The organism is Streptomyces antibioticus (assembly GCF_002019855.1).
GTDB lineage: Bacteria > Actinomycetota > Actinomycetes > Streptomycetales > Streptomycetaceae > Streptomyces > Streptomyces antibioticus_B.
In genome coordinates, this window is sequence record NZ_CM007717.1 from 6,099,593 (window position 1) to 6,116,141 (window position 16,549).

At 71.7% G+C, this 16,549-nt stretch carries 18 protein-coding genes; 17 read left to right on the forward strand and 1 reads right to left on the reverse strand.

The genetic code is table 11. The features are described 5' to 3' along the window. Positions 1 to 144: 144 nt before the first annotated feature. Positions 145 to 2,082 (forward strand): ATP-dependent zinc metalloprotease FtsH, encoded by a 1,938-nt coding sequence (gene ftsH / locus AFM16_RS27755; RefSeq protein ID WP_030797833.1) that lies wholly within the window; start codon positions 145 to 147, stop codon positions 2,080 to 2,082. Between the two features lie 15 nt (positions 2,083 to 2,097). Here the strand turns inward: ftsH and AFM16_RS27760 are convergent, their stop codons facing one another. Next, positions 2,098 to 2,973 (reverse strand): class I SAM-dependent methyltransferase, encoded by an 876-nt coding sequence (locus AFM16_RS27760; RefSeq protein ID WP_078634951.1) that lies wholly within the window; start codon positions 2,971 to 2,973, stop codon positions 2,098 to 2,100. A 216-nt stretch (positions 2,974 to 3,189) separates the two neighbouring features. Between AFM16_RS27760 and proS the strand changes: the two genes are divergently transcribed. The 16 genes from proS to dprA all read left to right on the forward strand — a co-directional run bounded on the left by proS (position 3,190) and on the right by dprA (position 16,411). After that, positions 3,190 to 4,605, forward strand: a complete 1,416-nt coding sequence (proS, locus tag AFM16_RS27765; protein ID WP_078634952.1) for a proline--tRNA ligase — start codon at positions 3,190 to 3,192, stop codon at positions 4,603 to 4,605. Positions 4,606 to 4,865: 260 nt separating this feature from the next. Beyond that, positions 4,866 to 5,465, forward strand: a complete 600-nt coding sequence (locus AFM16_RS27770; protein WP_078634953.1) for a hypothetical protein — start codon at positions 4,866 to 4,868, stop codon at positions 5,463 to 5,465. 346 nt (positions 5,466 to 5,811) lie between these two features. Next, a complete protein-coding gene (rpsP, locus tag AFM16_RS27775; protein ID WP_030797841.1) occupies positions 5,812 to 6,240 on the forward strand; it encodes a 30S ribosomal protein S16 in 429 nt (142 codons plus the stop codon). Between the two features lie 2 nt (positions 6,241 to 6,242). After that, positions 6,243 to 6,482 (forward strand): RNA-binding protein, encoded by a 240-nt coding sequence (locus tag AFM16_RS27780; protein WP_003973401.1) that lies wholly within the window; start codon positions 6,243 to 6,245, stop codon positions 6,480 to 6,482. A gap of 82 nt (positions 6,483 to 6,564) precedes the next feature. Next, a complete protein-coding gene (gene rimM / locus AFM16_RS27785) occupies positions 6,565 to 7,134 on the forward strand; it encodes a ribosome maturation factor RimM (RefSeq protein WP_030797844.1) in 570 nt (189 codons plus the stop codon). Then, entirely contained in the window at positions 7,134 to 7,967 is an 834-nt protein-coding gene (gene trmD / locus AFM16_RS27790; protein ID WP_078634954.1) for a tRNA (guanosine(37)-N1)-methyltransferase TrmD, read from the forward strand. The genes rimM and trmD overlap by 1 nt, the downstream gene beginning before the upstream one ends. Before the next feature lie 133 nt (positions 7,968 to 8,100). Then, a complete protein-coding gene (gene rplS / locus AFM16_RS27795) occupies positions 8,101 to 8,451 on the forward strand; it encodes a 50S ribosomal protein L19 (RefSeq protein ID WP_030797849.1) in 351 nt (116 codons plus the stop codon). A 45-nt stretch (positions 8,452 to 8,496) separates the two neighbouring features. Continuing rightward, the gene (gene lepB, locus AFM16_RS27800; protein WP_030797852.1) at positions 8,497 to 9,252 is read left to right on the forward strand and encodes a signal peptidase I; all 756 of its coding nucleotides are present in this window, start codon (positions 8,497 to 8,499) and stop codon (positions 9,250 to 9,252) included. Continuing rightward, complete coding sequence (gene lepB / locus AFM16_RS27805) at positions 9,245 to 10,339, forward strand: signal peptidase I (protein ID WP_030797854.1); 1,095 nt, start codon at positions 9,245 to 9,247, stop codon at positions 10,337 to 10,339. The genes lepB (AFM16_RS27800) and lepB (AFM16_RS27805) overlap by 8 nt, the downstream gene beginning before the upstream one ends. After that, positions 10,230 to 11,210 (forward strand): signal peptidase I, encoded by a 981-nt coding sequence (gene lepB, locus AFM16_RS27810; RefSeq protein WP_037877201.1) that lies wholly within the window; start codon positions 10,230 to 10,232, stop codon positions 11,208 to 11,210. The genes lepB (AFM16_RS27805) and lepB (AFM16_RS27810) overlap by 110 nt, the downstream gene beginning before the upstream one ends. Positions 11,211 to 11,310: 100 nt before the next feature. Then, entirely contained in the window at positions 11,311 to 12,093 is a 783-nt protein-coding gene (lepB, locus tag AFM16_RS27815; protein WP_030797858.1) for a signal peptidase I, read from the forward strand. Further along, a complete protein-coding gene (locus AFM16_RS27820; protein ID WP_167797267.1) occupies positions 12,083 to 12,631 on the forward strand; it encodes an NUDIX hydrolase in 549 nt (182 codons plus the stop codon). Before lepB (AFM16_RS27815) ends, AFM16_RS27820 begins: the two co-directional genes overlap by 11 nt. A gap of 56 nt (positions 12,632 to 12,687) precedes the next feature. Further along, on the forward strand, positions 12,688 to 12,996 hold the full coding sequence (locus AFM16_RS27825; RefSeq protein ID WP_005311352.1) for a DUF2469 domain-containing protein: 309 nt from the start codon (positions 12,688 to 12,690) through the stop codon (positions 12,994 to 12,996). 118 nt (positions 12,997 to 13,114) lie between these two features. Beyond that, the gene (locus AFM16_RS27830) at positions 13,115 to 13,522 is read left to right on the forward strand and encodes a YraN family protein (RefSeq protein WP_078634955.1); all 408 of its coding nucleotides are present in this window, start codon (positions 13,115 to 13,117) and stop codon (positions 13,520 to 13,522) included. A gap of 1 nt (position 13,523) precedes the next feature. Next, positions 13,524 to 15,185 (forward strand): YifB family Mg chelatase-like AAA ATPase, encoded by a 1,662-nt coding sequence (locus tag AFM16_RS27835; protein WP_051781180.1) that lies wholly within the window; start codon positions 13,524 to 13,526, stop codon positions 15,183 to 15,185. A 41-nt stretch (positions 15,186 to 15,226) separates the two neighbouring features. After that, complete coding sequence (gene dprA, locus AFM16_RS27840) at positions 15,227 to 16,411, forward strand: DNA-processing protein DprA (RefSeq protein ID WP_370628149.1); 1,185 nt, start codon at positions 15,227 to 15,229, stop codon at positions 16,409 to 16,411. Positions 16,412 to 16,549 lie beyond the last annotated feature (138 nt).

Sequence of the window (16,549 nt, forward strand, 5' to 3'; positions counted from 1 at the left end):
TTCAAGAAGTTCATGGGCTGACGGCTTCCGCCGCCCTGGTGTCGCCCCGAGGGCGCTCTCCCCGCGCGGGAGGGCGCCCTCGGCGCGTACGGGGTGGCGTCCTCAGCGCATGCCGACGTACTCCATGTGCCGTAACGTCCAGATATGGGCAATGCCGTGCCACCCCGCAGGGCAGCACCTGACCAGCCGTGGCGCACCGAGGGAACCCCCGAGGAGCCCCCGAGGCGCTCGGGCGGCCGGAGGATGCGCGGCCGGTGGTGGGGGCTCGCCGTCACCGCTGTGATCGTGTTCCTGGCGGTGTACATCGGGTTGAACTATCTCGACAGCGGCGACGAGCCGACGATCTCGTACACGGAGTTCAGCCGGCAGGTCGACGAGGGCAATGTCGAGAAGATCTACTCCAAGGGCGACGCGATCCAGGGGCAGCTAAAGGAGGCCCGGGAGGATCCCGACGGGGACGGTGAGTACACCCGGTTCGAGACGCAGCGTCCGGCGTTCGCGGACGACGACCTCTGGCAGAGCCTGGACCGGCAAGACGTCACGGTGACCGCGCGGCCGGTGGTGCAGCAGCGCGGGCTGCTGCCGAACTTGTTGCTGTCGCTGGTGCCGATCGTGATTCTGGTCGCGGTGTGGATCTTCTTCGCGCGGCGGTTCGGCGGTGGGCCGGGCGGGGCGGGCGGCATGCTCGGCCGGAAGACGCCGCCGAAGCCTGTGGAGTTGCTGCCGGGTACCCAGCGCACGACGTTCGCGGACGTGGCCGGTATCGACGAGGTGAAGGGCGAGCTGGACGACGTCGTGGACTTCCTGGAGCATCCGGACGTCTACCGCAGGATGGGCGCGAAGATGCCGCGCGGGGTGCTGCTGGCGGGGTCGCCGGGCACCGGGAAGACGTTGCTGGCGCGGGCGGTCGCGGGGGAGGCGGGGGTGCCGTTCTTCTCGGCGTCGGCGTCGGAGTTCATCGAGATGATCGTCGGTGTGGGTGCGTCGCGGGTGCGGGAGTTGTTCGCGGAGGCGCGCAAGGTGGCGCCGTCGATCATCTTCATCGACGAGATCGACACCATCGGGCGGGTGCGGGGCGCGGGTGCCTCGGTGAGCGGGCATGACGAGCGGGAGCAGACGCTGAACCAGATCCTGACCGAGATGGACGGCTTCTCCGGCTCGGAGGGTGTCGTGGTGATCGCCGCGACGAACCGTGCGGACATCCTGGATCCGGCGCTGACCCGGCCGGGCCGTTTCGACCGGGTCGTCAATGTGTCGCCGCCGGACCGTGGCGGGCGTGAGGCGATCCTGCGGATCCATACGCGGGACATCCCGCTCTCCGCGGATGTGGACCTGACGCAGGTGGCGCGGACCACGCCGGGTATGACGGGTGCGGATCTGGCCAATCTCGCCAACGAGGCGGCGCTGATCGCGGTCAAGCGCAAGCAGAAGCAGGTGACGGCGTCGGATCTGTCGGAGGCGCTGGAGAAGGTGCAGCTCGGGGCGGAGCGCACGCTGGTGATGCCGGAGGAGGACCGTCGGCGGACCGCGTATCACGAGAGCGGTCACGCGCTGCTGGGGATGCTCCAGACCGGCGCCGATCCGGTTCGCAAGATCACCATCGTGCCGCGCGGCCGGGCGCTGGGCGTGACGCTGTCGACTCCGGAGGTGGAGCGGTACGCGCACTCCGAGGAGTATCTGCGGGGCCGCATCATCGGCGCTCTCGGCGGGATGGCGGCCGAGCACGAGGTGTACGGGGTGGTGACGACGGGTGCGGAGAACGATCTGGAGCAGGTGAGCAACATCGCGCGCGGGATGGTCGCCCGGTGGGGGATGAGCCCGCGGGTGGGCCGGCTCTCCGCGCTGCCGAGCGATGCCCAGCAGGCGTACGGTCTGTCGGCGGCGCCGGCCACGCTCGACGCGATCGACCATGAGATGCGCCGGATCGTGGACGAGTGCTACGAGGAGGCGTGCCGCAAACTCCGGGACCATCGTGCCCAGTTGGACGCGCTGGCCGAGGCGCTGCTGGAGAACGAGACGCTGGAGGAGGCGGAGGCGTACCGCATCGCGGGGATCACCCGGCTGTCCAAGTCGGAGACCTGAGGCGTCCGGTGGGTTTCAGGGGGTCCGGGCTATCAGGTACCGGAAGACGTTGGGCATCCAGACGGTGCCGTCGGGGCGTCGGTAGGGGTGGAGGGCCTCGGTGAGTTCCTTCTCGACCTGGGCCTGGTCCGTGGCGGTGACGGCGGCGTCGAACAGGCCGGTGGAGAGCAGGCCCTTGAGGGCGCTGTCCAGGTCGGCGTAGCCGAAGGGGCAGGCGACCCGGCCCGATCCGTCGGGGCGCAGTCCGGCGCGCTGGGCGACCTCCTCCAGGTCGTCGCGGAGGGCGGGGCGCAGCCGGACCGTGCCGCGGTCCTGTTCGGCGAGTCGGGCCGCGACCCGCAGGACCGCGGTGGTGGCGCAGCGCTCGGGCGGGCCCCAGCCGGTGAGGACCACGGGGGCGCCGCGCCGGGCCAGCGGGGTGGCGGCGGTCAGGAGCGCGGTCAGCGCTTCCGCGTCTCCGGCGACGCGTCCGATGGGTTCGAAGGCGGTGACGAGGGTGTGGGCGGGTGTGCGCGGGTCGGGCCGGTCCGCGGGCAGGCGGTCGGTGAGCCGGATGCCGGTACGCGGGTGTGTGCCGCCGTTGTGCGGGCCGTCCGGCCGGTCGGGCAGGAGCCGCTCGCGGGCGAGGGCGAGGCGGGCGGGGGAGGAGGGCTCGACGCCGGTGAGGGCGGCGCCCCGGGAGGCGGCCATCACCAGGGCGAGTCCGGAGCCGCAGCCGAGGGCGAGGAGCCGGGTCTCCGGTCCCACGTCGAGTCGCTGGTGGACGGCCTCGTAGAGCGGAACGAGCATGCGTTCCTGGATCTCGGACCAGTCACGCGCGCGTGCACCCTGGTCCGCGCGGGGCACCGGCCCCGCGTGAGACAGGTGCTGTCGCACGAGCACAGGTGTCATGGAAAAGCGCCCCAATCCGCCGAGAGAGTCTGTCGCCGTGCCTGAGTTCATGAGTCCTGATCAGGTGCCCCCCGCGCGGTGTCTCGCACCGCCCTCGTATGCCAGGTAACTCCCCGTCCGCGGTCGCGTCCAGGGGTTGCGGGTCCCTGCTTGGGGACGGCATGTGCCTGTGGCGAAAATTCACATTCCGGCAACGCGGGCCCGTACCATCGCGCCATGGCGAAGGCACCCGTTCTCACCCCGCGCGCGGACGACTTTCCGCGCTGGTACCAGGATCTGATCAACAAGGCCGAGCTGGCGGACAACGGTCCGGTGCGCGGCACCATGGTGATCCGACCGTACGGTTACGGGCTGTGGGAGCGGATGCAGGCGGAGATGGACGCCCGCATCAAGGAGACGGGTACCCAGAACGCGTACTTCCCGCTGCTCATCCCGCAGTCGTATCTGGCCCGTGAGGCCGACCATGTGGAGGGTTTCGCGCCGGAGTTGGCCGTGGTGACGCACGGTGGCGGCAAGGAGCTGGAGGAGCCGGCGGTCGTCCGTCCCACCTCCGAGATGATCGTCAACGACTATTTCTCGAAGTGGGTGCAGAGCTACCGCGATCTGCCGCTGCTGATCAACCAGTGGGCCAACGTGGTGCGGTGGGAGCTGCGGCCGCGGCTGTTCCTGCGCACGAGCGAATTCCTCTGGCAGGAGGGGCACACCGCACACGCCACGTACGAGGACGCGCGTGACTTCGCCGCGCACATCCACCGGCGGGTCTACGAGGACTTCATGGTGAACGTCCTCGCGATGGACGTGGTCCCCGGCCGCAAGACCGTCAAGGAGCGGTTCGCGGGGGCGATCAACACCCTCACCCTGGAAGGGATGATGGGGGACGGCAAGGCGCTGCAGATGGCGACCAGTCATGAGCTGGGCCAGAACTTCGCGAAGGCGTTCCACACGTCGTACCTGTCGAAGGAGGGCACCCAGGAGCTGGTGTGGCAGACGTCGTGGGGGTCGACGACCCGCATGATCGGGGCGCTGGTGATGATGCACGGCGACGACGACGGTCTGCGGGTGCCGCCGCGGCTGGCGCAGATCCAGGTCGTGGTGCTGGCGATCAAGGGGGACGAGGCGGTTCTGGCCGCGGTCCGTGAGCTGGGCGACCGGTTGCGGGCGGCGGGTGTCCGGGTGCGGGTGGACGACCGTACGGACGTGCCGTTCGGGCGGCGCGCGGTGGACTGGGAGCTGAAGGGGGTGCCGGTGCGGGTCGAGATCGGGCCCCGTGACCTGGAGAACGGCACGGCGATGGTGGCCCGCCGGATCCCGGGCGGGAAGGAGCCGGTGGCCGTCGACCGGTTGGTGGAGCTGGTGCCGGGGATGCTGGAGGAGGACCAGGCGCTGCTGCTGCGGCAGTCCCGGGAGCGCCGGGAGTCGCGGACGACGGAGGTGTCCACGGCCGAGGAGGCGGTGGAGGCGGCCGTGTCCGGCGGCTGGGCGCGTATTCCGTGGGCGACGCTCGGCGAGGAGGGCGAGGCCCGGCTGGCCGAGCACGCGGTGACCGTACGGTGTCTGGTCGCCGAGGACGGGTCGGTGCCGGACGACGGGGACGCTCCGGGTAACGTCGCGGTCGTCGCGCGCGCTTACTGAGACGGGGCCCTCCGCCGGGAGCGCGGCCGAAACACCTCTTGCGCCCCTGCCGAACGTCCTCACCCCGGCGCGCGGACATCGTCTACGCGCCGGGGCGTACGGCGGACTACGCACCACCTTGTGGTGAGCTGTGAGGCTTCTCCGCAGATCAGCGCACCCGCCCTCGTCTCCACGCATCAGCGGCAACTGACGGGTACGTGCAAATTATTTGAGATGCCCCGGAATAGGAACACGGGGGCACCTCCGCTCGTTGTCATTACGTGAGCACGACACAGACACCACCTGTTCTCGCCGCAGAGCTGGCACAGGCGTGGGCCGACATTCAGCGGTACCACCCCGAGCTGCCGGACCTTGCCGCGCCAGAATCCCTGATCGGGGAGTCGTCGTCCGCCTGCGGTCACGAGCTCTCCTTCGAGCGACTGCTTCATGAGGCAGTCCATGGCATCGCCGCGTCCCGCGGCGTCCGCGACACCTCCCGCGCCGGCCGCTACCACAACCGCAGATTCCTCGCGATCGCCGAGGAGCTGGGCCTGGACCATCCCGAGGAACCGCACCCGAGCAGCGGTTTCTCCCTGGTCACGCTCAACCCCGAGGCCAAGCGCCGCTACCGTCCGACGATCGAGCGCCTCCAGCGGGCCCTCAAGGCCCACACCGCGGCCACCTCCGCCGACAACACCAGCCGTACCTTCCGCGGCCCCGCGGCCCGTCACGGGTCCTCCGGTGGCGGGGTGCGGGTCAAGGCCGTCTGCGACTGCGGTCGCAACGTCCGGGTGGTGCCGTCGGTCCTGGCCCAGGCCCCGATCGTGTGCGGCGGCTGCGGCAAGCCGTTCCGCATCCCGGAGATCGCGGGGGCGGCGTAACCGCGGACGGTCCTGCACCGGCATCTCGTGGCTGTCGGTTCAGGTCGGCGCGTCGGCGGGGTGCTGTTCGCCGTTCCCGGCACCCCGCGACGGCCCGGCCGCGCACCCCGCATCCGTCGCGCGTCCCCTCCGCGCGCCGGGTGCTTCCCAGCCATGCCCGGCTTCCTCACCGGTCCCCTCGGCGCGGGGCGGCCGGCCGGGTGTGGCACAATGGCTAGCTGTACTCGACAGTCGCACAGGACCCCTCTCTCCTCCGGCTGACGCGTCCATCGGGCATTCGGGTACCGCAACCCCACGCGGACTTCTCGCGTGCCCAACCACGTCAAAACCAGGAGAGTCCACTCCCGTGGCAGTCAAGATCAAGCTGAAGCGTCTGGGCAAGATCCGTTCGCCTCACTACCGCATCGTCGTCGCCGACTCCCGCACCCGTCGTGACGGCCGTGCGATCGAGGAGATCGGCAAGTACCACCCGACCTACAACCCGTCGGTCATCGAGGTGGACGCCGACCGCGTCGCGTACTGGCTGGGTGTCGGCGCGCAGCCGACCGAGCCGGTTCTCGCCATTCTGAAGAAGACCGGCGACTGGCAGAAGTTCAAGGGCGAGCCCGCCCCGGCTCCGCTGCTCGTGGCCGAGCCGAAGAAGGCGCGCCCGTCGTTCGAGGCCCTCGGTGGCGACGACTCGGGCAAGGGTGAGGCCATCACCCAGAAGAAGAAGGCCGAGAAGAAGGACGAGGCCGCGGCCGAGTCGTCTTCGTCTGAGTCGACCGAGGCCTGAGCATGCTCGAGGAGGCTCTCGAGCACCTCGTGAAGGGCATCGTCGACAACCCCGACGACGTGCAGGTCGCCTCGCGCAACCTGCGCCGGGGGCGTGTGCTGGAGGTCCGGGTCCACCCCGACGACCTCGGCAAGGTGATCGGCCGCAACGGCCGTACCGCCCGCGCCCTGCGGACCGTCGTGGGTGCCATCGGCGGCCGGGGCGTCCGTGTCGACCTCGTCGACGTGGACCACGTCCGCTGACGCTTGTTGCAAACCGGCTCGGGCCGGGGAGGGCCACTGGGCCGTCCCCGGCCCGCAGTCGTATGACAGGAGATCAAGGACAGTGCAGCTCGTAGTCGCACGGATCGGCCGTGCCCACGGCGTCAAGGGCGAGGTCACCGTGGAGGTACGTACCGACGAGCCGGAACTCAGGCTCGCGCCCGGCGCCGTGCTCGCCACCGATCCCGCCGCCGCGGGACCGCTCACCATCGAGACCGGCCGGGTCCACAGCGGCCGTCTCCTCCTGCGCTTCGCCGGCGTCGCCGACCGCACCGCCGCCGAGGCCCTGCGCAACACCCTCCTGATCGCCGAGGTCGACCCGGAGGAGCTGCCCGAGGAGGAGGACGAGTACTACGACCACCAGCTCATGGACCTCGACGTGGTCACCGCCGACGGCGTCGAGGTGGGCCGGATCACCGAGATCTCGCACCTGCCCTCCCAGGACCTCTTCATCGTCGAGCGCCCCGACGGCAGCGAGGTGATGATCCCGTTCGTCTCGGAGATCGTCGCCGAGATCGACCTGGAGGAGCAGCGGGCGGTCATCACCCCGCCGCCGGGACTGATCGACGACCGCGCGGAGATCGTGTCGTCCCGCGAGGAGTCCCCCCGGGGCGAGAGCGGGGACGCGTCCTGATGCGGCTCGACGTCGTCACGATCTTCCCCGGGTACCTCGACCCGCTGAACGTCTCCCTCGTCGGCAAGGCACGCGCGCGCGGACAGCTCGACGTGCACGTCCACGACCTGCGGGAGTGGACCTACGACCGCCACAACACCGTCGACGACACCCCCTACGGCGGCGGCCCCGGCATGGTCATGAAGACCGAGCCGTGGGGCGACGCCCTGGACAGCGTCCTCGCCGACGGCTACGAGGGCGGCGCCGGCCGGCCCGCGCTGATCGTCCCGACGCCCAGCGGCCGCCCCTTCACCCAGGGCCTCGCCGTCGAGCTGTCCGAACGCCCCTGGCTGATCTTCACCCCGGCCCGCTACGAGGGCATCGACCGGCGGGTCGTCGACGAGTACGCCGCCCGGATCCCGGTCTACGAGGTCTCCATCGGCGACTACGTCCTCGCCGGCGGCGAGGCGGCCGTCCTCGTCGTCACCGAGGCCGTGGCACGGCTGCTGCCCGGAGTGCTCGGCAACGCCGAGTCCCACCGCGACGACTCCTTCGCGCCCGGCGCCATGGCGAGCCTCCTGGAGGGGCCCGTCTACACCAAGCCGCCCGCCTGGCGCGGCCGGGGCATCCCCGAGGTACTGCTCAGCGGCCACCACGGCAAGATCGCCCGCTGGCGCCGCGACGAGGCCCTGCGCCGCACCACCGCCAGCCGGCCCGACCTGATCGAACGCTGCGAGCCCGCCGCCTTCGACAAGAAGGACCGCGAGATGCTCTCCATCCTCGGCTGGGCGCCCGACCCGGAGGGAGCGGCGTACGGCCGATTTTGGCGCAGGACGAACGGCATGGAAGAATAGGCCGCTGTTGTCCGCCGTCCGGCGTGCGCCCCTGCCACAGGGGGACACGACGCCCGCTCCGACGGTGACGACACCCTCCCAGAAACCTTGATCCCGCTGATGACCTGTGGCATCGGCGAAGAAAGCAGACGCAATGTCCCACCTGCTCGACACCGTCGACTCCGCGTCGCTGCGCAGCGACATCCCGGCCTTCCGTCCGGGTGACACCGTCAACGTCCACGTGCGCGTCATCGAGGGCAACCGCTCCCGTGTGCAGCAGTTCAAGGGTGTCGTCATCCGCCGCCAGGGCGCCGGTGTCCGCGAGACCTTCACGGTCCGCAAGGTCTCGTTCTCCGTCGGCGTCGAGCGCACCTTCCCGGTGCACACCCCGATCGTCGAGAAGATCGAGCTGGTCACCCGTGGTGACGTGCGCCGCGCCAAGCTGTACTACCTCCGTGAGCTGCGCGGCAAGGCCGCGAAGATCAAGGAGAAGCGCGACAACTGAGCGGACTCGGAGATCCATGGAGGGGCCGGATAGCATCTGGCCCCGATGGACACCGAAGCTCAGCCGACGACGGAGCGCGACCGCTCCTCCCGCCCCTCCGACCCCGCGGCGGCCTCTCAGGACGAGGCCCCGCGCGCGGAGAGGCCGGAGGGACGGTCGCGTTTCGCGTTGGTGGCGCGGATCACGCGATGGCTCCCGGGCGGCCGGATCAGCCTCACACTCCTCGTCTGCCTGCTGTTTTCGCTGGTCCTCAACGCGTTCGTCGTGCGGCCCTTCCAGATCCCCAGCGGATCCATGGAGAACGGATTGAGGATCGGCGACCGCGTTCTCGTAAATAAGTTGGCGTACCGTTTCGGTGCCGGACCGCGGCGCGGCGACGTCGTCGTGTTCGACGGGGCCGGGTATTTCGGGAACGCCGACTACGTCAAACGCGTCGTGGGTGCGGGGGGAGACCACGTGGTCTGCTGTGACAAGGAGGGGAGGATCAGGGTGAACGGCCGGTCGGTCGACGAGTCCGCGTTCCTGTATCCGGGCGACAGCCCGTCCTCCGTGGACTTCGACGTGGTCGTGCCCGAGGGCACCCTGTTCGTCCTCGGGGACCACCGCGGCGCCTCCAGCGACTCCCGCGACCACCTCGGCTCCCCGGGCGGCGGCATGATCCCCGTCGACCGTGTCATCGGCCGCGCCGACTGGATCGTCTGGCCCGCCGCGCACGCCGGCCGGCTGACCCGCCCGGACGCCTACGCGCGCGTGCCCGCCGCGCAGGGTGTGCAGGGGGACGCGGAGGGCGCACATGGGTAACCGCGGCAAGCCGCGCGGGGTCCCCAGCTCACCCGCCGACGAGCTTCTGCCCACCGGCGCCCGGCGCGCCTCCTACCCGGCCGCGGGCCGTTCGCGCACCGAGCGGCGCAGGCTCCAGCAGAAGGTCAAGCGCAAGCGCAGGCGCTCCGCGGTCCGCGAGATACCGCTGCTGGTCGGTGTCGCCGTCCTGATCGCCCTGGTCCTCAAGACCTTCCTGGTGCAGGCGTTCGTCATCCCGTCGGGCTCCATGGAGCAGACCATCCAGATCGGCGACCGGGTCCTCGTCGACAAGTTCACCCCCTGGTTCGGTTCCAAGCCGCAGCGCGGGGACGTCGTCGTCTTCAAGGACCCCGGCGGCTGGCTCGCGGACGAGCAGACCACCGCCCGCAAGGACGACCCCGTCGTCGTCAAGCAGATCAAGGAAGGGCTCACCTTCATCGGTCTGCTGCCGTCCGACAACGAGAAGGACCTGATCAAGCGGGTCGTCGGAGTGGGCGGCGACCGCGTCCAGTGCTGTGACGCGCAGGGACGGGTCACCGTCAACGGCGTTCCCCTGGACGAGGGAACCTATCTGTACCCCGGGAACGCGCCCTCCGACAGCGCCTTCGACATCACCGTCCCGCAGGGCCGCCTGTGGGTGATGGGCGACCACCGGGCCAACTCCGCGGACTCCCGCGCCCACCAGGACACCGACTACGGCGGCACCGTCTCCGAGGACGAGGTCGTCGGACGCGCCATGGTGATCGCCTGGCCCCTCGGGCACTGGAACCGTCTCAAGGAACCGCAAACTTTCTCCTCGGTGACCGGCTCGACCGTCGGGTCGGCCGCCGCCGCCCAGCCGTCGCATAGGGTTGCCCCGGACGATCCGAACGGAACGATCCGAGAACTCCCGAGCCCTGCGGAACTCCCGCTCGTTATGGGAGTGGTGGGCCTGCGCCGTACATGGGGCAGGCAGCGGCAGAGAGTGAGGAGTTGGCGTGGGGGATGTGGCGGTTGGCGCACGGTCCGGGCACGACGGCGAGGAGCACCGCGGACGCCCCGTGGCCGCCGGCCCGGCCCCGGACGGCGCCGTGACCTCCGGGAGTGACCCGGGAGCGGGCGGCGGCGAGCCGCCCGCGGACGAGCCCCCGCGCCCCGGCGGCGGCGGGGGAGCGGGCGGTGCCGCCCCGGCACCGAGGAGGCCGCGCTCCTTCTGGAAGGAGCTGCCGATCCTCATCGGCATCGCGCTGGTGCTGGCGCTGCTGATCAAGACGTTCCTGGTGCAGGCGTTCTCGATCCCGTCCGCCTCCATGGAGAACACCCTCAAGGAAGGCGACCGGGTCCTCGTCGACAAGCTGACGCCGTGGTTCGGCTCCGAGCCCGAGCGCGGCGAGGTCGTCGTCTTCCACGACCCGGACAACTGGCTGGCCGGCGAGGCCACCACCGATCCCAACGCCTTCCAGACCTTCCTGAGCTGGATCGGCCTGATGCCGTCCGCCGAGGAGAAGGACCTGATCAAGCGGGTCGTCGGGGTCGGCGGTGACACCGTCACCTGCAAGGGCACCGGCCCGCTGACCGTCAACGGCAAGGCGCTGAACGAGCCGTACGTGTACCCGGGCAACACCCCGTGCAGCCAGGACGACCAGGGTGGTCAGTTCTCCGTGAAGGTCCCCAAGGGCTACATCTGGGTGATGGGCGACCACCGCCAGAACTCGCGGGACTCGCGCTACAACCAGTCCGACAAGCACCACGGCATGGTCCCCGTCGACCAGGTCGTCGGCCGTGCCATCGTCAAGGCGTGGCCGATCACCCGCTGGGGCACCCTGCCGGTTCCGGACACCTTCGACCAGCCCGGCCTGAACGCGCGGTCGTCGTCCGGTCCGGCCCTGGCCGTCGCCCCGCAGGGGCTCGCCCTGGTGGGGGTCGTGCCGGTGGTCCTGTGGCGCCGTCGGCGCCAGGAGCTGTCCTGGAAGGGCTGACCTGGCCGCACCGGGTCGGTAAACCCTTTCCCAAGCTTGGGGTCCTGGCCGGGAAGGAAGGGCTGACCCCGCTCGGTACCGCCGGGTAGGGTGCGGACCCATGGGCGGCGACAGCACGACACGAACGGCCCCGCACAGCGGGGGTGGTACCAACGGTGGCCCGGTGGGCAGCCGGACCGGACAGCGACTGTCCGGACTGGCCGTCGCGCTGGGCCTCGTGCTGTTCCTGGGCGGATTCGTCTGGGCGGCCCTGGTCTACCGGCCCTACACCGTGCCCACCAGCTCCATGTCGCCCACGATCGGCGCGGGCGCGCGCGTGGTGGCCGAGCGGGTGGACGGCGACGAGGTGCGCCGCGGTGACGTCGTCGTCTTCGAGGACAAGACCTGGGTCACCGGCTCCGCCGTGGTCAAGCGGGTCGTCGCGGTCGGCGGCGACACGGTCGCCTGCTGCACCGAGGGCAAGCTGACCGTCAACGGCAAGGAGATCGACGAGCCGTATCTGCCCGAGGGCAGCCTCGCCGAGATCAAGGGCTTCCCGACCGTGACGGTCCCCGAGGGCCGGCTGTTCCTCCTCGGCGACGAGCGGCAGGGCTCGCTGGACTCCACCGCCCACCTCACGGACGCCGCCAGCGGCACGGTGGCGCGCACCGCGGTCAAGGCCCGGGTGGACGCCGTCGTCTGGCCCTGGGACGGCATGCTCGCCCGCCCCACCGGCTTCACGGAACTCGGCGCGCTCTCCGAGCCGGGACCGCTGCGCACGATCCAGTGGATGATCCTCGGCGGCGCGGTGCTGGTGCTCGGCGGCGGGGCCTACGGCCCGATCGCCTCCCGCGCGGCCGCCCGCCGCACCCGCACCCGGCCGGAGCCCGCCGGTGCCCGCTGAGGCGACGGGCGCGGCCGGGGGAGCTTCGGCCGACACCTGTGCCGACACCTATGAGGGCGGCCTGCGGCGGGTCGCACGGGTCGTGCTGCTCGACCCGCAGGACCGCATTCTGCTGCTGCACGGCCATGAGCCGGACGACCGTGCCGACGACTGGTGGTTCACGCCCGGCGGCGGTGTCGAGGGCGACGAGACCCGGGAACAGGCGGCGCTGCGGGAACTCGCCGAGGAGACCGGCATCACCGACGTCGAGCTGGGCCCGGTGCTGTGGCGGCGCCGGTGCTCCTTCCCGTTCGCGGGACGCCGCTGGGACCAGGACGAGTGGTACTTCCTGGCCCGGACGAGCGTGACGGCGACGCGGGCCACCGCGCTCACCGAGCTGGAGCGGCGCAGTGTCGCCGGAGCACGCTGGTGGACGTGTCGGGAACTCGCCCGGTCGCATGAGACGGTGTATCCGACCAGACTCGCCGAGCTGCTGCGCAGGCTGCTCGACGACGGTCCCCCGGCACGGCCCGTCACCCTTGACACGGAAATCGTCTAGACGCCGACGGGACTGGCGCACAATGGGGAGATCGCACGGCTGAAGGGGAACATGCCATGAGCGCCGAGGACCTCGAGAAGTACGAGACCGAGATGGAGCTGAAGCTCTACCGGGAGTACCGCGATGTCGTCGGTCTGTTCAAATACGTGATCGAGACCGAGCGGCGTTTCTACCTCACCAACGACTACGAGATGCAGGTGCACTCGGTCCAGGGCGAGGTGTTCTTCGAGGTGTCGATGGCGGATGCCTGGGTGTGGGACATGTACCGGCCGGCCCGGTTCGTGAAGCAGGTCCGCGTGCTCACGTTCAAGGACGTGAACATTGAGGAGCTGAACAAGAGTGATCTGGAGTTGCCGGGGAGCTGATCGTCTTCTTCGGCTCCCTCGTGTGAGTGACGGAGTTTTCCACAGTCGCCGGGTTGTCCACCAAGATCCTTTTCGTGGCGGCTGATGCGTGAATGTGGGCCCCGGAGGTGGTGTCCACATGAACGCACAACAGGCACACAACGGCAGTACGGTTCGCAGGCCCCAGCGGGCTCGCAGCGCGCTCGGCAGGTACGGCGAGGAGCTGGCCGCGCGGCGGCTGACCGAGGCCGGGATGACGGTCCTGGCGCGCAACTGGCGCTGCGGCCGTACCGGAGAGATCGACATCGTCGCCCGGGACGGGGACGTGCTCGTCGTCTGCGAGGTCAAGACCCGCAGGGGCGATGCCTTCGAGCACCCGCTCGCGGCGGTCACACCCGAGAAGGCCCAGCGGCTGCGGGACCTCGCGCTGGGCTGGATCCAGGCCCACGGCGGAGCACCGCCGGGCGGCGTCCGTATCGACGTCGTCGGGGTGATCCTGCCCCCGCGCGGCGCACCCGCGGTCGAGCATGTGCGGGGGGTGGTCTGAGATGGGCTTCGCACGGACCTGCTCGGTGGCGCTGGTCGGCGTCGAAGGAGTCGTGGTCGAGGTGCAGGCGGACCTCGAACCCGGAGTGGCGGCGTTCACGCTGGTGGGGCTGCCGGACAAGAGCCTGACCGAGAGCCGGGACCGGGTACGGGCTGCGGTGGTGAACTCCGGCGGCGAGTGGCCGCAGAAGAAGCTCACCGTCGGGCTCAGCCCGGCCTCGGTGCCGAAGGCCGGCAGCGGCTTCGACCTCGCCGTGGCGAGTGCCGTCCTGGGCGCGTCGGAGCGGATCGATCCCCGGGTGCTCACCGACATCGTGATGATCGGCGAGCTGGGCCTCGACGGACGGGTGCGGCCGGTCCGCGGCATCCTGCCCGCGGTGCTCGCCGCCGCGGACGCGGGCTACGAACAGGTGGTGGTGCCCGAGTGCGCGGCCGCCGAGGCGTCGCTCGTACCGGGTGTCTCCGTGCTCGGCGTGCGCAGTCTGCGGCAGCTCATCGCCATCCTCGCGGACGAGCCCGTGCCCGAGGAGGAGCCCGACGAGCAGGGCCGCCCGGACCCGCTGCTCGCCGGGCTGCGGATGCCCGGCACCGGCGCGGCCACCGGTATGCACAGCCTCGGCGCCGCCCAGCACGACCAGGGGCACGACCTCGCCGACGTGGTCGGACAGCGCTCGGCCCGCACCGCCGTGGAAGTGGCGGCGGCGGGCGGACACCATCTCTTCCTGGAGGGCCCGCCGGGTGCGGGCAAGACCATGCTCGCGGAGCGGCTCCCGGCCGTTCTGCCTCGGCTGACCAGGCAGGATTCGCTGGAGGTCACGGCGGTGCACTCGGTGGCCGGACTCCTGCCGCCCGGCAAACCGCTGATCGACGTCGCCCCCTACTGCGCCCCGCACCACTCGGCGACCATGCAGTCCCTGGTCGGCGGCGGCCCCGGCATCGCCCGGCCCGGCGCCGTCTCGCTGGCTCACCGGGGCGTGCTGTTCCTGGACGAGACACCCGAGTTCAGCGGCCAGACCCTCGACGCGCTGCGGCAGCCCCTGGAGGCCGGCCATGTGGTGATCGCGCGCAGTGCGGGCGTGGTGCGGTTCCCGGCGCGCTTCCAGATGGTCCTCGCCGCCAACCCCTGCCCGTGCGGCCGCTTCTCGCTGCGGGACAGCCTGTGCGAATGCCCGCCGTCGGCGATCCGCCGCTACCAGGCCCGGCTCTCCGGGCCGCTGCTCGACCGGGTCGACCTGAGGGTCGAGGTGGACCCCGTCAGCCGGACGGAACTCGCCCACCGCGGCCCGGGAGGGGAGTCCACGGCGACGGTCGCCGACCGGGTGCGGGCGGCACGGGAACGCGCCGCGGTCCGGCTGGCGGGCACTCCGTGGCGGACCAACAGCGAGGTACCGGGACGGGAGCTGCGCACCCGCTACCACGCGGCGCCGGGCGCGATGGACGACGCCGAACGCAACCTGGAGCGGGGTGTGCTGACGGCACGTGGGCTCGACCGGGTGCTGCGGGTCGCGTGGACGGTCGCCGACCTGGTCGGCCACGACCGGCCCGACGCCGGGGACGTCGCCCTCGCGCTGCAACTGCGCACGGGGGTTCCGCGCGGGGTGCCGATGGCGCTCGGGGCCGGTGGGGCGCGCGGCGCCCAGGGGGCTCATGGGGCCGTCGCGTGAGCGGCGCCGAGGAGGCTGAGGGGGAGGCCGGGGAACGGGCGGTGGCCGGGGAACGGGTGGTGGAGGGGCAGGCCGGTCCGCAGGCCGGCGACCGGCTCGCGCGGGTGTTCCTCACCCGGGTCGTCGAGCCCGGGGACGAGGTCGGGGGCCGGTGGGTGCGGGAGCTGGGCGCCGCCGAGGTGGTCCGACGGCTGCGCTCGGACGAGGGGATGCTGCCCGGGGTGTCCGCGCGCCGGTGGGGCGGGCTGACCGCCCGCGCCGCGCCGGCCGACCCCGAGCGGGATCTCGCGGTCGCGGCCGAGGCCGGGGTGCGGTTCGTGTGCCCGGGGGACACCGAGTGGCCCGGCCCGCTGGACGACCTCGGGGACGCCCGGCCGCTCGGACTGTGGGTGCGCGGCCGGCCCAGCCTGCGGATGTGGGCGCTGCGCTCCGTCGCCGTGGTCGGCGCCCGCGCCTGCACCGCCTATGGCGCCCATATGGCCGCCACCCTCGCGGCCGGCCTCGCCGAGCGGGGGTGGGTGGTGGTCTCCGGCGGCGCCTACGGGGTCGACGGGGCGGCCCATCGCGGGGCTCTCGGGGCGGGCGGTGCCACGGTCGCCGTCCTCGCCTGCGGGGTCGACCGGCCCTATCCGCGCGGCCACACCGAGTTGATCAACAGAATCGCCGAACAGGGGCTGGTGGTCGGGGAGTTGCCGCCCGGTGACCATCCGACTCCGCACCGGTTCGTGCTGCGCAACCGGGTGATCGCCGCGCTCACCCGGGGCACGGTCGTCGTCGAGGCCGCCTATCGCAGCGGCTCGCTGGTCACCGCGCGGGCGGCGCGACGGCTGGGCCGGCACACCATGGGCGTGCCGGGGCCCGCGACCAGCGCGCTCTCCGCCGGAGTGCACGAAATACTGCGCGGCGAGGAGGCGGTGCTGGTCACGGATGCCGCGGAGGTCGTCGAACTCGTCGGGGACATGGGGGAGCTGGCCCCGGACCGGCGCGGGCCGGTGCTGCCGCGCGATCTGCTGGAGCCGGGCGCCCGGCGTGTGCTGGCCGCGCTGCCCGGCGACCGGCCCGCGGCGGCCGGGGAGGTGGCCCGTGAGGCGGGCACCACCGCCGACGACGCGATCGCGAGACTGTACGAACTCAGAGCGCTGGGCTATGTCGAACGACTTGGCGACGGCTGGAAGTTGACACGCCAGGCGATGGTCTCCGTTCGAGCGGGCCGGAGCCCGCGCTGACCGAGGGTGTTCGGCCGTCCGGGGGAACGCCGAAGCCCTTGCCAATTCCCCCAGTTGACGCGGTCCGGGGGTCACGGTGAGCGACCGCCGTGCCCCGGGGGAGCGTCCAGCGGAACGTATCTGCGCACAGGTGGGGCC

Coding starts and splice junctions, on each gene's coding strand:
- AFM16_RS27760 (WP_078634951.1), bottom strand. CDS start 2,973: ATGACACCTGTGCTCGTGCGACAGCACCTGTCTCACGCGGGGCCGGTG.
- lepB (WP_030797852.1), top strand. CDS start 8,497: ATGGACACCGAAGCTCAGCCGACGACGGAGCGCGACCGCTCCTCCCGC.
- proS (WP_078634952.1), top strand. CDS start 3,190: ATGGCGAAGGCACCCGTTCTCACCCCGCGCGCGGACGACTTTCCGCGC.
- lepB (WP_030797854.1), top strand. CDS start 9,245: ATGGGTAACCGCGGCAAGCCGCGCGGGGTCCCCAGCTCACCCGCCGAC.
- AFM16_RS27835 (WP_051781180.1), top strand. CDS start 13,524: ATGGGCTTCGCACGGACCTGCTCGGTGGCGCTGGTCGGCGTCGAAGGA.
- AFM16_RS27780 (WP_003973401.1), top strand. CDS start 6,243: ATGCTCGAGGAGGCTCTCGAGCACCTCGTGAAGGGCATCGTCGACAAC.
- rplS (WP_030797849.1), top strand. CDS start 8,101: ATGTCCCACCTGCTCGACACCGTCGACTCCGCGTCGCTGCGCAGCGAC.
- trmD (WP_078634954.1), top strand. CDS start 7,134: ATGCGGCTCGACGTCGTCACGATCTTCCCCGGGTACCTCGACCCGCTG.
- ftsH (WP_030797833.1), top strand. CDS start 145: ATGGGCAATGCCGTGCCACCCCGCAGGGCAGCACCTGACCAGCCGTGG.
- AFM16_RS27830 (WP_078634955.1), top strand. CDS start 13,115: ATGAACGCACAACAGGCACACAACGGCAGTACGGTTCGCAGGCCCCAG.
- AFM16_RS27825 (WP_005311352.1), top strand. CDS start 12,688: ATGAGCGCCGAGGACCTCGAGAAGTACGAGACCGAGATGGAGCTGAAG.
- lepB (WP_030797858.1), top strand. CDS start 11,311: ATGGGCGGCGACAGCACGACACGAACGGCCCCGCACAGCGGGGGTGGT.